Below are 13,785 nucleotides of genomic sequence, written 5' to 3' on the forward strand. Positions count from 1 at the left end.
AAAAGCTGCATTTTCCGTTTGGAAAATGCAGCTTTTTACTGTTGGAACGAATTTGTACTGAACACTTAGTACTTTTTAACAGATGGAATCTTTCGGGCTTGGGTTGCTTAATCCGAAGATCGGCCGGATAAACAAGGCCAGATATGTTCCAGCCAGGGCCATAATCGCCCAGACCCAGCCGTGAAGGCTGAAGGAAGCAATGCCGCCAAAATAAGCGCCAATATTACAGCCGAACGCCAGACGTGCTCCATAACCCATAAGAATTCCGCCTAGTATAGACGAGGTCGCTACTCCAGGTTTGATTTTTCCTGGTTTAAAATTACCCTGGAAGCTTGCGGCAATGAAGGCACCTAATATGATCCCGAAATTCATCACACTGGTTGAATCAGCAAGGACAGTTTGATTTAAAGCTTCCGTATTCCCTTGCCAATATCCCCAGCTGGCCACATCTACTCCGAAGGTTTGCAGAAATTTTGATCCCCACAGGGCGAAAGCTGAAGTAATGCCCCATGGATTGCCGCGTACAGAAAGGGTGATCGCGTTGAGGACAGCTAATACAACAGCTGCCACGAGCAACGGCCAAGCACCGCGCCAAATCTTTTTCCATCCTGAAGTCGTCTTCAGCGGAGCCATTTGCGGCGGGGTCTTTTTTCGGGCGATCTTGACTGTGATCGCATAAATACCTGCGAATACGGCGAGGTGCAGCACCCAGCCGCCTAAATAGCCGAGGCCTGTGCTTTCGGCCAGTGAAATCGCTGGGAGGGCAGGCAGTTCGCGCCAAAATATGATGTGGTAGGCACCAAGGACAGAGCCTACGATAAAGCCTAGCAAGGTCAGCACCATAGACGATTGGCCCCCACCAACTGTATAGAGCGTACCGGAAGCACAGCCTGAGCCCATTTGCATGCCGATTCCAAACATAAACGCACCGGCAATCATCCCGATACCAACAGGAGATACATAGCCAGAAGGTGTCGTACCAGTAAAGCTAAAACCGGTTGCGAGGATAATAGCAAATAGAGTTGTTGCTACAGCGAGCATAACCATATGGGCCTGCAATCCCTGCACATTTCCGACTGACATTAATCGTCGGAAGGCAGAAGTAAAGCCAAACTTAGCATATAAGAGAGTAAGGCCAAAGGCGATTCCGATAATAAATAAGATTCCTTGCGTAACGGTCGTTATCGAAACGATTGTTATAAATAAAAGGAGTGCAGCCAGAATACCTAGAATCACTAACGGTTTTTGCACGGGGTTTAATGGAGCAACCATTGTCGTGGATTGTTTATTCCACGGTTTTAATTGGGTAGCCATATTAATCCTCCTTATTCCTAGTTGTAAACTTTGTTTTAAGATCGTCATTATCATAAAATAACTGAACCTATTTGTAAAACTATTGAACTCGAAATCAATTTTTATTAAAAATAGCGAATAATTTTTAAATTTAAGGTTAAATTGTAAAAAGAACGGGTATAGAAATGGATAGTTACATAAAGGATGGTGAATAAATTGGCAACAAGTAAGAAATCATGGCATGTTATTTTCTTGCTGAAAAGTGACCGGGTCGTTGCTCACGATCTTGATTTAAGCGAGGAAATGACAGAACGGGAAACCTCTGAATTTATTGTGAAACAGCTTGAAAAAGGAGAATGGTGGTTTTTAGAAGACGGCGTAGCGATTCACACAAATAGTGTGGAAAGCTTCTATCTAGATAAGGCAGCCAGGCGTACACGTTTCTCACGGGAATAGTTTGATAATAAAGGTAAGGCCAGCTCTCAATAGGAGCTGGCCTTTTTTTGTGGGTTGGATAATGGGTTCTACCCTAAATAAATAGAATTCTCCCCTAAATGAATAAGATTCGGCCGAAACTCTGGAAGGTTCGGCCGAGGCAGTTGAGGATTCGACCCATAACGAGCATTATTCTTCCCTAACAGCAAAAGATTCTTCCCAAGCTGCTATTACCTTGCAAAACGACGTGCCCAACCTCAGGATTCCAGTATTTTTACTTGAATTTGCTGACGTCCAAACTGTAAGGCTTCATCTAGTTCGCTCATGAAGATGTCAATTCGGTTCCCTTCAATTGCACCGCCAATATCTCCTGCAATAGCGACCCCATAACCAGGAACTTTGACTTTAGAGCCCAGCGGAATCACATCGGGGTCAACGGCAATTACTTTTTTGTCAGGATTGGCAAACAGGTCGATGCCCGTATAGGTTGTCCCGCTGCATCCTTCGCAGCTAGCTGTATAAGCTGTTGCCTCAACATTAACGACTCTTTTCACCTTGTCAAATCGTTCATGATTGGATGATTTTTTATCAAGGTCGAGTGTTTTCGTTTCGGCTTTATGAATAACTTCTTCTGCAACTTCATCTGCATGAACAGCTGAAGAAGCTGGATCTATATAGGGTAAACCAATTAAATAGATAAATAGAAATGATAGCGTTATGATAGATGCTCTCATGACTTTTGCCCCCTTTCTTTTTCAGTCACTTGAGCATTATAACAACAGCGAGGACACTAAACAATTAAAAAAGTCCTACAATATGATTGCAGTTCTGTTACAAAACAACCATCCTTTACATGGACAGGAAGGACTTGCTAACTATATTGAAAATTGGCTGTGTAGGGTGTTTCTATTCTTCTAGTTTGTGAACCTTTATCGAGTTAAGAGCGGGCTTGCTATAGATACTATTCTTGCCAAAGTCGACAAAGGCTGAAAGAACGAACTCTTGATCAGGCTTGTCCATAGGAAGGTCAAGATGCATCTGCTCGATTCTGACTTTCTGGTTCCGTTGCAAGCAAGAGTCTTCTTGACGAGTATGCAGTCTTATTTCCCCATCATCATCGATTATTTTGCCCCATCGTTTGAGACCTGACATGGAAGAGGTACTCTTGCCAACACAATCTCCATTCAACTCACCTTCAATGGAAGAGTAGAGAGTGAAGATCAACTCTGGCATCGGTAAATCATTTTGCGTAAGGTTTTCTACCGTGAATTTAAGGTGAATTCGAATGTTTTCATGACGATGGTCGATGATCAGGTTGTGTGTGAAATAGCCGAACACGAGCCTCGGCTGATTCAGCACGCTGTCCAAGTGTTGAACCCGACCGTTTAGCCTGTCTGTAAATCGTTCTCCATTCATTACCTTCATCTCCTTTTAATGATTACTAGAAAAATTGAAGTATTACTAGTATATGAGGGGACGGATGGAATATGGCTTATTTTAATCTAAATGGACCGCTCCTTAAGCAGGAGCGGTCCATGATTATTTATAATAGAAGATCATCGTTCTGTTCGGCGTTTCTTTCCACAGCAGGAGGTGCGCTTCCTAGGTGTTTTTTTCTGAGGGCGTACTTTTTCTGGACGGTCGCTCAATGAGAACACTCCTTTCGAAAAATATGAATCTGAATAGGAAAGACTATTGTTTATCCTATGCATCGGAATAAGAAGGGGCCCGTGTGTTCAACTAATTTGTCAAAAAAGCTAAAAATATAAGTCGAAAATGCTAAAAATGGCGGTCGGTAATAGGGAAAATCATGATATAATGTTCTTGTTATGTTCGCTAATAAAATTAACTATATTTTAGGAAATAAAAGGAGGACGGGCCCATCAAATATTGTGAAGAATGTGGAAGTGGAAATAGCCCGGGCTCGCATTATTGCTCCCAGTGTGGTGAAAAATTAAAGTGTGAAGATTCATCTATTCCCGTGAACTTCGAACCCTCTGCGCATAGGAAGCGGAAGTGGACTATTATTGCACCTCTTCTTACCCTCATTCTTGCTTTAGGGGGAATTGGTCTTACATATATGTATGAAAAGAATGTAAATGAAGAAACGCTTGCGATCAAAAAAGAAGCTGAACAGGCTGCCTTAAAGGGAAAGTATGAAAAGGCTGAGTCGATGTTATCTGAGGCAATCGAGAAACGGCCTGATTTTACAGCGCTTCAACAGGATTTAACAAGCGTGCGTTCTGTTCTAGTTATGAATAATGATCTCAATAAAGTGGCGGAATATATTAAAAATAGCCGGCTGGAAGAGGCCGAAACAAGTTTAGCAACTATTCAAAAACAAATTTATAATGAGCAAAGTCAGCTATCCGTAACGCTGATTCCTAAAGTTGAACGACTAACTTCAAAGATAACAATCGGTGAAATTAACAATCAACTAAAGCATTTGACCAATATTGATGAGTTAGCTGATAAGTTAAATACGCTGTCAGGGTTGGATTTGAAAGAAGCAGCTCGTGCCCGTAGTAAAATTAACGAAAAAATTGTTTCGATTGCTGCTAAAAAAGCGGAAGCGGCCATGGCTGACAAGCAATATAACGAGGCAATCGCTACGGTAGATGAAGGGCTGCAGTACGTCGTGAACAATGAAAAGCTGATTCAATTAAAGAATCGAGTTAAACAGGAACAGCAAGCTTTCGAGCAGCGTCAGGAAGAACGGATTAAGCATGCCATGGAGAAAGCAGCCGAAGAGGATCTTATGAATCGAAAACATGCAGTGAAAGTACTCGAAGTCAAAGCTTCTAAAGATGAGTATGGAGATATCAAAGTAACCGGTGAAATCGGCAGTGAAGCGACGAAAATCGTCAGCTCCATTAAGGTGACATTTGAATTGAAAAATAAAGATGATGAAGTTGTGAAGACGGGTACAGCTGAAGTTTATCCGATGTATGTTAATCCAGGAGACAAGGGCAAGTTTGAGAAAATGTATTATGAGCTTAAAGAAGAAGAAGTAACAGTAAACATTACGAATGTTGAGTGGTACGTAGAATAGGAGGACGGCATATGGACCGAAGATGGCTCATAAGCCTGATTGTGGTGCTCTTATGTATAGGGGCCGGAATTGGGGGCAGTGTTTACGTCAAGAACAGTGTCCCAAAGCAGCTTGAAGCAAGCTCCAAGCTTAGTCAGCCCGTCTCGAAGCAAGACAGTAAGACCATGGCGAAGAGCACTCAGGATATTATTTATGAATCTCAGAAATTGGTTGTCCAAATCGAGCTGGAAAATGGATCGATCGGGTCCGGGTTCCTCTATAATAAACAAGGGGATGTGATCACAAACGCCCACGTGGTGGCTAATGCCAAAGAAGTGACCATCGTCACAGCTGATTCCAAGGAAATGAAAGGGGAAGTGATTGGGATTAGCCGAACGACAGATGTAGCGGTTGTTCGAGTCCCTGGCCTTAAAGATCGAGCCCCTCTGCCAATTGATACGAACTCAGATGTGGAACTTTTGACGGAAGTGCTTGCGCTTGGGAGTCCGCTTGGTTTGCAAAATACGGTCACTACCGGGGAAATCAGCGGTCTTAACCGAAACTTTGAACTCGCGCCATTCACTTATGAAAATGTTTATCAAATTTCCGCGCCGATTTCACCAGGCAATAGCGGCGGTCCGCTGTTAAATGGGAAAACGGGGGAAGTGATTGGCATTAATTCGGCAAAACTTGGTCAGGAAACCATTGGGTTTAGTATCCCGATTCTCGATATCCTTCCCATGGTGAAAAAATGGTCGCAATCTCCTATGAAGGAACTGCCCGAATTTCCTGAGTTGAAGGCTAAGGGGGAGAAGAATACTCCTGTTCATAGCACAGATGCGGATCAAGCCACCTATGTTGTGCAATACTTTTACGATAGTATAAACCAGGGTGACTTTGTGACTGCCTACTCGTTATTAGGAAGTAAGTGGCAAAGCAACACATCTTATGAAGAGTTTCGTGCCAGCTACAACCAGAAACTGTCTGCAAAGATCGATCATATCGTAGCTGACCCTGTAGAAGGGGAGAACGTGGAAGTGACAGCTTTTGTTACAGCAGAAGAAACGAAAACAGGCAGCGTTGAAATGAAAAAATATAAGTACCATTATATAGTTGGCTTCGAAAATGATCAGATGAAAATAATCTCTGGCAGTGAAGAACAAATCTAAATAGAAATGATCCCTTTTGACATAAAAAGGGATCATTTTTTATATTTAATTTGCAAAAAAACTGTGGCGAAACTTTTATAAACACATAAAATGTAACTATAACTAAAAAAGTTGCACTAAGGAAAGTTTTGCACTACACTATGGTTAGGTTAACTAGAAGGAGAGAGGATGTATGGATGAATTATTGCTTGCGTTTGGCCTAACATTAATGGCTGGATTAGCCACTGGAATCGGAAGTGTGCTGGCCTTCTTTACATCGACTACCAACACAAGATTTCTGTCGGTAGCGCTGGGATTCTCAGCAGGCGTCATGATCTATGTATCGATGGTTGAGATCTTTTTTAAAGCCAAAGAATCACTTGTCGGGAGCATAGGCGTCCAAGCGGGAAGCTGGGTCACGGTCGCGAGCTTCTTCGGCGGGATGCTTGTCATTGCCATTATCGATAAAGCTATTCCAAAACAGGGGAACCCCCATGAACCAAAAAATGTAGAGGATATGTCCAAACCTCGTGCTGATGTTAAGAATCAGCAGTTGTTAAAGATGGGAACGTTCACAGCGCTGGCTATTGCGATCCACAATTTCCCAGAAGGAATTGCCACGTTCACTTCTGCCTTGCAGGATCCGTCGCTTGGGATTGCCATTGCGATCGCGATTGCGATTCACAACATTCCAGAGGGGATTGCTGTTTCAGTGCCGATTTATTATGCAACAGGTGATCGCAAGAAAGCTTTCAAATTATCTTTCCTGTCAGGATTATCTGAACCTGTGGGGGCGATCGCTGCGTACTTAATTCTGATGCCGTTTCTTAGTGATACATTATTCGGTATCCTGTTCGCCGGAGTGGCGGGTATTATGGTGTTTATCTCGTTAGATGAACTGCTGCCGGCTTCCCGGCAATATGGAGAAGCGCATTTGTCTATCTATGGTGTAGTGGGCGGTATGGCGGTAATGGCTGTCAGTTTATTATTATTTATATAAACAAAAATGGCTGGGCGGAAACTGATTTCCGCCCAGCTTTATTAGTAAGTTCGTTCTTCGATTAAGTCATCGATTACTGTGGCAATCTTATGTTTGGAGCGTTGAATTAATCGCCAATTTAAATAGATTGTTCGCTTGTCTTTATATCCTAACCTCAGGTTGTCGGGCTCAGGTAAGATTGTCCATTTATGGAAGGTGCTAAACTTTTCCTCTGCCTTTTCTTTCAGCCACTCTTCTTTTACTCGTTCAAGTTCATTTTGCCGGTCTTGCTGTGCGAGTTGTTCAGGGTATGTGAAATAAAACTTCCCTTTGCTAAAATGGAAACTTACCGCAGAGCCTGCTTCCATTATGACTTGATAGGAACGCCCTAAGTACGTGATTCGAACTGGCTGCTCAGTTTCCAATTCGACTGTTTTATAAAGATCATGATGGAGTTTTTGCCATTTCTCCTTCATCCATTGCGTTTTTTTATGTAAAAAGTTTTCTACCTTGCTCGATGGCTTCGCTGCAGGTGCTGTTACCTGTACGCCATTTAAATCATCCAAATAAATTTTAATAAAATGAACATCGGATAATGTTGTTAACGTATACTCAATTTTCCTTTGTTCGTCTTCGATGATGGGCATAATAATCCCCTTTCTTGTTATCTATGAAGTAAGTAATTACTGTTCTTTTCTATATTGAACTTGAGATCAGTGGTTTACCGCTAGGATCTGGTTAAGGTTCTGTATTTTTTAAGTAAAAGGACGAACGATGTGTTGTTTTAGCGGAGAAAATATATGGAGACTCCTGCGGGAGGAAAGGCCTAGGTGAGGCCTCGCAGTGCGCCAGCACGAGGAGACTCAACAGCCGCCCGCGGAAAGCGAAGTATATTTTCGTAGCGGTTTTTATGCACCAATCATAGTTTTTACTTAGTTTGGATTTACATTTGGTATAAACAATTTTGTACTAACCCCACGGAAAGCGAGTTATTTCCCCAAACCACCTTCTTCTCATTACTATTTTAATAGAGAGCGAGAAAGGCGTCAAAACAGACACATAGCCCGAAGACCTATAAAAGAGGTCTCCGGGCTATGAGCTTACTTACATACTGCTGCCCCGATGATAATTAAAAGGATAAATAGAACAATGACCAGGACAAATTCATCACCGCGGTGACGTCTTCCACAACCACAGCCTCCGTAGTACCCCATTAACATCCCCCCTTTTTATCCATACTTTTAATGTATGATTGCCCAGTTAGTCGGTAAAGGCGGATGTCCTGGATAGAAAAAAATTCTTCTAACAGGGAGAATCTATAGGGAGATCTTCGTTTGCCGCTGTTGGAAATCTTCTTCGGGATAATATGTGTTTTTCACTAAAATGTTTGGCCCCAGGCATTTAACGGCAGGGCAATGACAGTTTAAACTGGCCGCCGTTTCGGTCCGGTTCCACGCCTCATAAGCTTCTGGCAAAGATGTATCCTGAATATTGCCAAGCCCAGGTTCATCGCCAAAGTCTGTGACAATAATATCTCCGGTGAAAATGTTCACATTCAAACGAGAGCGTCCATCCGGATCGTTTCTAACGGTAACGTTCTTCTCTTCGTAAAGGCGTTTCAGCAGCGCTAAATCTTCTTGGTTTGAACTGCATGGATAATAGGGTAATGTTCCAAATAACATCCATGTATTCTGGTCCCTGTGATCAAGCAAGCGGATAATCCCTTCCCGCATCTCTTCGAGCGTTAACGTTTCCAGACTCGAGGCAAAATCAACGGGGTACATTGGATGAAGCTCATGGCGAGCACACCCCATTTCCAGCACGTGATCGTGGATTTTTTCTAAATAAGGAAACGTGCGCTTATTTAACATCGTTTCCGCAGACACCATCACGCCTTCTTTTGCAAGACGCTGCGAATTCTCCACCATTCGGTCAAAATATTTCTGACGATTGGCTTCAGAGGGTTTTCGTTCCATATTGGCAAAACCGGTATGAATAAATTCTTCAATCGTTCCCCAGTTATGGGAAATATGCAGAACATCAAGATAGGGAATGATCGGTATGTATCGGTCATAAGGCAATGTTAAATTGGAGTTGATTTGTGTTCGAACTCCCCGCTCGTGTGCATAGGCAAGGAGAGGCAATACATATTGCTCGACAGACTTCTTCGACATCATCGGTTCTCCACCGGTAATGCTCAAAGTTCTTAGATGGGGAATTTCATCTAATCGTTTCAGTATCAGATCAATTGGCAATGCGTCAGGATCCTTATGCTGCAACGTATACCCGACAGCACAATGTTCGCAGCGCATATTGCAAAGGTATGTAGTCGTAAATTCGATATTCGTAAGCGTCATCTCGCCATGTTCATCGACATCCATATAAGCCTCCCATGGATCATAAGAAGGGGATAGCTTTTGTAACTTCTGGTTCATGAAAAACGACCTCTCTTGTAGAAGTATTTCTGAAAATCACTGTCTAGTTTATCATGATTATCCCCTCAATAGGTGGGATTTGTGAAAATCATTCGATAAGCAGGGAATCGTCAGCTTATCTTGAATCATAAGGAAATAGGAGGAAGATGGCTTTGCAAACTACGATCATCATTACAGGAGCTTCAAGCGGATTTGGATTCCAGACAGCGTTAAAATGTGCCGAAAAAGGCATGCATGTGATTGCCACCATGAGAAATATCAACAAAGCAAAGATGTATAAATCAACAGAAATTCCTGAACATGTACGAGAAAACATTGACGTGTGGCCGCTTGATGTAACAAAGGATGACTCCATTGAACAATTTAAGCAGCAGCTCAGCCAACTAGAACGAGTCGACGTGCTCGTCAATAATGCCGGGTTTGCGCTCGGTGGCTTTCTGGAACAGGTTCCGCTTGAATCGTATCGGCGTCAGTTCGAGACGAATCTGTTTGGGGTGATTGCCGTGACCCAGGCTGTGCTGCCGATCATGCGTCAACAAGGAAGAGGAAAGATCCTCAATGTCAGCAGTATAAGTGGTCGTATCGGTTTTCCTGGTTTATCTCCATACGTTGCCTCTAAACATGCATTAGAAGGTTTGACCGAAAGCCTGCGTTTTGAGGTGAAGCCGTTAGGAATCGATGTGTCGCTGATCGAACCAGGTTCCTATGAAACGAATATATGGAACAGTGGCATGGAACTGCCGACAGCCGCCTATGATCCTGAATCACCTTATGCTTTTTATATAAAAGCGTTATGGAAGGCGTTAAACCGTGAAGCACATGACGACCCGGCAAAAGTAGCCGATCTATTGACGAAGCTCGCTAGTCCATCAACCGTGAATAAACTTCGCTACCCGATCGGTCCGGGTGTTCGCATGAATTTATTTTTGAAAAAAGTACTGCCATGGTCCTTGCTGGAACGCACCGTGCTGAAAAAATTACTAGGTAGAAACTGGAGAAACGAATATAGATAGGAGAGATGTGTAATGATGAAAGGCGCTGAACCTATTTTTATAGAAGGAAATGAAATTGGAATCCTGGTTAGTCATGGATTTACTGGAACGACTCACAGTATGCGACCTCTCGCTGATGCCTACGCCAAAGCTGGTTATACCGTTGCTTGTCCAAGGCTGGAAGGACATGGAACGACACCTGAGGACATGGAGGATTCCAACCACGAGGATTGGATTCAATCTGTCGAGGCCGCATATCAATGGCTTAACGAGCGCTGTTCGAACATCTTTGTAGTCGGATTGTCTATGGGCGGAACCCTGACCTTATATTTGGCTGAGAAGTACAAGAAGATCAAAGGAATTGTGCCCATTAACGCGGCGATCGACATTCCATCTATGGAAGAGGTGATGGAATCAGCGGAAGGCCGGTTCGTGGATGCCATTGGTTCCGATATAAAAAAGCCAGGTGTGGAGGAGCTGGCGTATGATAAAACTCCGGTCAATGCGATTCGATCACTCATGGCTTTAATGAAAAAAGTTCATGAAGGGCTTGCTGAAATCCATTGTCCAGCCTTAATATTTGTCTCGGACGAAGATCATGTCGTGCCGCCGGACAATTCCGAAACGATTTTTGACATGATTTTCTCAGAACATAAAGAGCTTGTTCGAATGGAAAACAGTTATCATGTGGCCACGCTCGATAACGATCAAGATTTAATTATTGAGCGCAGCCTGGAATTTTTTCAAATGTATGAGAGGGCTATGTAAGGAACTAAGAGTGTAAGCGGTCTTGGGGAAAAGTCATAGGGAAATTTGGCATTCAAGGAATAATTTTTATTTATATTATCTTGAAATCAAGTCTCCATGAAAAGGGCCATTTAATGGAATAAGGAAAGGTGAGCTCAATTCAATCAAAATGAATCGGGCTCCCTATTACACCTTCGCTAATTAAATTTCTCTGGATAAAAAGGACTTGTCTGTAAAACGTCTATCACAGTACTTAACTAAAAAAGGGACCATAATTACGTTTTTTATGTTGAACAGAAATCCACCTAGTAGTCGTAAATTCCTCAAGCGCCCAGTCTCCGTTAAAACGACCAATCCCTGAATCCTTTTCACCGCCAAACGGCACGTGTGCCTCATCATTGATCGATTGGTCATTTACATGAACCATACCAGTATGAATTCTTCTGGCGACATTTACACCGTTTTCTAAAGAGGCAGAATGAACCGCTCCACTTAATCCATAGGGTGAATCGTTAGCAATTTTAATTGCCTCATCTACATCCTTAAACGCGATAATAGGGGCGACTGGGCCGAAAATTTCATTGCTGGCAATCGGCATATCGTTTGTCACTTCGGTGAGGATCGTCGGCTCAAGGATATTGCCTTCAGTTGTACCTCCCATAACTTTTTTCGCACCAAGTTCCACACTCAGATTAATATCTTTAAGAATACCTTTCAACTGACCTTCGTTAATCACTGGTCCAACATTTGTTTTGGGATCTTCCGGGTCTCCTACTTGCAATTTATCAACTTTATTTCTGAATGCCTCGACAAACTCATTATACCTTGACGCCGGAACCAAGATGCGGTTTGCGGCAATACAAACCTGTCCCTGGTGAAGAAACTTACCAAAGACGGCCGATTCCACTGCATCCTCAATATTTGCGTCCTCCAACATGATGAAAACATTGTTCCCGCCAAGTTCCAATGCTGTTTTCTTTAATGATTTGCCTGCCAGTTCACCGATATGTCTGCCGACTTCTGTTGAACCGGTAAATGAAATGAAACGAGGAATCGGATGTGTGACCATATCATCGCCAATTTCAGAACCACGGCCAGCAACAACGTTCAGCAATCCTCCTGGCAAACCCGCCTCCTCAAAGAGACTGGCAATTAACAGCCCCCCGGTAACAGGGGTGTCTGTCGCCGGCTTAACAACAACGCCATTACCAGTTGCAAGTGCTGCGGCGACTGACCGCATTGTCAGATGCAACGGAAAATTCCATGGGCTGATGACACCTACTACACCAAGTGGCTCACGATATACCCGATTTTCTTTTCCTTCCGTTTTCGAAGGTGTAATCACTCCGTTCATTCTCAAAGGGAAAGTTGATGCTTCTCTTATATCATTGTAAGCTGCTTGGAATTCAACCATTGCTTTTATCCTTGTACTGCCAGACTCATTTACTAACCATCTAATTATTTCTTCCTGATTTTCTGTCATCAGATTGGCTGCTTTCTCAAATATTTGTTGCTTAAATTGAGGTAACGTAGCAGCCCAATCCTTTTGTGCACTTTGAGAAGATTCGTAGGCATCATTTAAATCATCACTGTTCCCTGCCTGAATTTCCAAAATCAACTCTTCGTTATATGGGTTGATATCTTCTAATGTTCGATTGCTTCTACCTTTTCTCCATTCACCGGATATATATAAGTTACTGAAGTCCCTATCCATGGTGTCCCTCTCCTTTATATAGTGGATCGCCATTACGGCTCACCTCTTTTCACGTGTTATTTCACGCTAAGAACAATTTTTCCTTTCGCATGATGCGTCTCACTTAACCGATGGGCTTCCTGAATATTTATAAGTTTCATGACGGTCCCAACATTCGGGTGGATTTCACCTTTTTCAATCAGTTCTCTTATTTTTTCCAGTTGCTCTCCATCTGGGTCTAAGAAGACATAGCCTGCTTTAACACTTTTCTCTTTTGCAAGTTCTTGATCTGGTTGGTCGGCAATTGAAACAAGATAGCCATTTTCTTTCAAAACATCGAAACTCTGTTTTTGGATGTCGCCGCCAAGCGTATCAAATACAATGTCCATATCAGCAAGAACGTGTGTGAAATCTTCGTTGCAGTAATCGATAACTCTGTCGGCCCCCAATGATTTAACAAATTCAACGTTTTTCGTACTGCATGTCGTCGCCACCCAGGCACCGAACGATTTTGCTAGTTGAATGGCAAAACTTCCAACCCCTCCTGACCCAGCGTGAATTAACACTTTGTCACCTTGTTTGATGCCAGCAAAGTCAACTAGACATTGCCACGATGTTAATCCAACAAGTGGAATCGATGCAGCTTCCTCGAATGAAAGGTTTTCTGGCTTTTTTGCAACGAGCTGTTCATCAACAGCAACATATTCCGCATAGGTTCCATTGCGGGTTATATCTGGCCTGGTAAATACCTGGTCTCCAGTCCTAAATTTCGTCACATTCTTTCCTACTTCTTTTATTGTTCCTGCGGCATCCAAACCGAGAATAAATGGAAAGTCATATTGCAGCATCCCTTTTAGATACCCTTCACGTAATTTCCAATCAACGGGATTAACGGAGGTTGCTGCAACCTCGATCAAAACGTCATTGTCTTTCAAATTTGGTTCGTCTACTTCCATATATTTTAACTCATCGATGCCGCCGTAATTTTCGATAATAACTGCTTTCAATTTGGCGCCTCCTTCATAATGCAAA

At 42.9% G+C, this 13,785-nt stretch carries 14 protein-coding genes; 6 read left to right on the forward strand and 8 right to left on the reverse strand.

Annotation, left to right across the window (positions count from 1 at the left end; genetic code table 11):
- Positions 1-75 precede the first annotated feature (75 nt).
- Complete coding sequence (locus G6R08_RS18020) at positions 76-1,314, reverse strand: YeeE/YedE family protein (RefSeq protein ID WP_163529936.1); 1,239 nt, start codon at positions 1,312-1,314, stop codon at positions 76-78.
- Between the two features lie 195 nt (positions 1,315-1,509).
- Between G6R08_RS18020 and G6R08_RS18025 the strand changes: the two genes are divergently transcribed.
- Positions 1,510-1,749: a hypothetical protein gene (locus G6R08_RS18025; RefSeq protein ID WP_240339770.1), complete on the forward strand. Its 240-nt coding sequence runs from the start codon at positions 1,510-1,512 to the stop codon at positions 1,747-1,749.
- Positions 1,750-1,985: 236 nt separating this feature from the next.
- Here the strand turns inward: G6R08_RS18025 and G6R08_RS22525 are convergent, their stop codons facing one another.
- Positions 1,986-2,462 carry a 3D domain-containing protein gene (locus G6R08_RS22525; RefSeq protein WP_163529940.1) on the reverse strand — a complete coding sequence of 159 codons (477 nt, stop codon included), beginning with the start codon at positions 2,460-2,462 and terminating at the stop codon, positions 1,986-1,988.
- Positions 2,463-2,634: 172 nt separating this feature from the next.
- Positions 2,635-3,144 carry a hypothetical protein gene (locus G6R08_RS18035; protein WP_163529942.1) on the reverse strand — a complete coding sequence of 170 codons (510 nt, stop codon included), beginning with the start codon at positions 3,142-3,144 and terminating at the stop codon, positions 2,635-2,637.
- A 664-nt stretch (positions 3,145-3,808) separates the two neighbouring features.
- Between G6R08_RS18035 and G6R08_RS18040 the strand changes: the two genes are divergently transcribed.
- The 3 genes from G6R08_RS18040 to zupT all read left to right on the forward strand — a co-directional run bounded on the left by G6R08_RS18040 (position 3,809) and on the right by zupT (position 6,907).
- Positions 3,809-4,780, forward strand: coding sequence for an FxLYD domain-containing protein (locus G6R08_RS18040; protein WP_163529944.1), 972 nt, complete (start codon positions 3,809-3,811; stop codon positions 4,778-4,780).
- 11 nt (positions 4,781-4,791) lie between these two features.
- Positions 4,792-5,928, forward strand: coding sequence for a S1C family serine protease (locus G6R08_RS18045; protein ID WP_163529946.1), 1,137 nt, complete (start codon positions 4,792-4,794; stop codon positions 5,926-5,928).
- Positions 5,929-6,100: 172 nt separating this feature from the next.
- The gene (zupT, locus tag G6R08_RS18050) at positions 6,101-6,907 is read left to right on the forward strand and encodes a zinc transporter ZupT (protein WP_163529948.1); all 807 of its coding nucleotides are present in this window, start codon (positions 6,101-6,103) and stop codon (positions 6,905-6,907) included.
- Between the two features lie 41 nt (positions 6,908-6,948).
- Here zupT and G6R08_RS18055 read toward each other — a convergent pair whose 3' ends face one another.
- The 3 genes from G6R08_RS18055 to yfkAB form a co-directional block, all read right to left on the reverse strand.
- Positions 6,949-7,533, reverse strand: coding sequence for a YgjP-like metallopeptidase domain-containing protein (locus G6R08_RS18055; protein WP_163529950.1), 585 nt, complete (start codon positions 7,531-7,533; stop codon positions 6,949-6,951).
- Between the two features lie 453 nt (positions 7,534-7,986).
- Positions 7,987-8,100, reverse strand: coding sequence for a YjcZ family sporulation protein (locus G6R08_RS18060; protein WP_163529952.1), 114 nt, complete (start codon positions 8,098-8,100; stop codon positions 7,987-7,989).
- 102 nt (positions 8,101-8,202) lie between these two features.
- On the reverse strand, positions 8,203-9,321 hold the full coding sequence (gene yfkAB / locus G6R08_RS18065; protein ID WP_163529954.1) for a radical SAM/CxCxxxxC motif protein YfkAB: 1,119 nt from the start codon (positions 9,319-9,321) through the stop codon (positions 8,203-8,205).
- A gap of 146 nt (positions 9,322-9,467) precedes the next feature.
- Here yfkAB and G6R08_RS18070 point away from each other — a divergent pair, with 146 nt between their 5' ends.
- Positions 9,468-10,334, forward strand: coding sequence for an SDR family oxidoreductase (locus G6R08_RS18070; protein ID WP_163529955.1), 867 nt, complete (start codon positions 9,468-9,470; stop codon positions 10,332-10,334).
- A gap of 12 nt (positions 10,335-10,346) precedes the next feature.
- Positions 10,347-11,081, forward strand: a complete 735-nt coding sequence (locus G6R08_RS18075; RefSeq protein ID WP_163529957.1) for an alpha/beta hydrolase — start codon at positions 10,347-10,349, stop codon at positions 11,079-11,081.
- 232 nt (positions 11,082-11,313) lie between these two features.
- Here G6R08_RS18075 and G6R08_RS18080 read toward each other — a convergent pair whose 3' ends face one another.
- Complete coding sequence (locus tag G6R08_RS18080; protein ID WP_068446345.1) at positions 11,314-12,774, reverse strand: aldehyde dehydrogenase family protein; 1,461 nt, start codon at positions 12,772-12,774, stop codon at positions 11,314-11,316.
- A 56-nt stretch (positions 12,775-12,830) separates the two neighbouring features.
- Positions 12,831-13,760, reverse strand: a complete 930-nt coding sequence (locus tag G6R08_RS18085) for an NADP-dependent oxidoreductase (RefSeq protein ID WP_068446343.1) — start codon at positions 13,758-13,760, stop codon at positions 12,831-12,833.
- Between the last annotated feature and the right edge of the window lie 25 nt (positions 13,761-13,785).

This window comes from Halobacillus ihumii, from assembly GCF_902726645.1.
In the GTDB taxonomy this organism is placed as follows: Bacteria; Bacillota; Bacilli; order Bacillales; family Halobacillaceae; genus Halobacillus_A; species Halobacillus_A ihumii.

Bases quoted from the DNA above. Each gene is read 5' to 3' on its own strand.
- G6R08_RS18020 (WP_163529936.1), bottom strand. From the start codon at position 1,314: ATGGCTACCCAATTAAAACCGTGGAATAAACAATCCACGACAATGGTT.
- G6R08_RS22525 (WP_163529940.1), bottom strand. From the start codon at position 2,462: ATGAGAGCATCTATCATAACGCTATCATTTCTATTTATCTATTTAATT.
- G6R08_RS18035 (WP_163529942.1), bottom strand. From the start codon at position 3,144: ATGAATGGAGAACGATTTACAGACAGGCTAAACGGTCGGGTTCAACAC.
- G6R08_RS18040 (WP_163529944.1), top strand. From the start codon at position 3,809: ATGTATGAAAAGAATGTAAATGAAGAAACGCTTGCGATCAAAAAAGAA.
- G6R08_RS18045 (WP_163529946.1), top strand. From the start codon at position 4,792: ATGGACCGAAGATGGCTCATAAGCCTGATTGTGGTGCTCTTATGTATA.
- zupT (WP_163529948.1), top strand. From the start codon at position 6,101: ATGGATGAATTATTGCTTGCGTTTGGCCTAACATTAATGGCTGGATTA.
- G6R08_RS18055 (WP_163529950.1), bottom strand. From the start codon at position 7,533: ATGCCCATCATCGAAGACGAACAAAGGAAAATTGAGTATACGTTAACA.
- G6R08_RS18060 (WP_163529952.1), bottom strand. From the start codon at position 8,100: ATGGGGTACTACGGAGGCTGTGGTTGTGGAAGACGTCACCGCGGTGAT.
- yfkAB (WP_163529954.1), bottom strand. From the start codon at position 9,321: ATGAACCAGAAGTTACAAAAGCTATCCCCTTCTTATGATCCATGGGAG.
- G6R08_RS18070 (WP_163529955.1), top strand. From the start codon at position 9,468: ATGGCTTTGCAAACTACGATCATCATTACAGGAGCTTCAAGCGGATTT.
- G6R08_RS18075 (WP_163529957.1), top strand. From the start codon at position 10,347: ATGATGAAAGGCGCTGAACCTATTTTTATAGAAGGAAATGAAATTGGA.
- G6R08_RS18080 (WP_068446345.1), bottom strand. From the start codon at position 12,774: ATGGATAGGGACTTCAGTAACTTATATATATCCGGTGAATGGAGAAAA.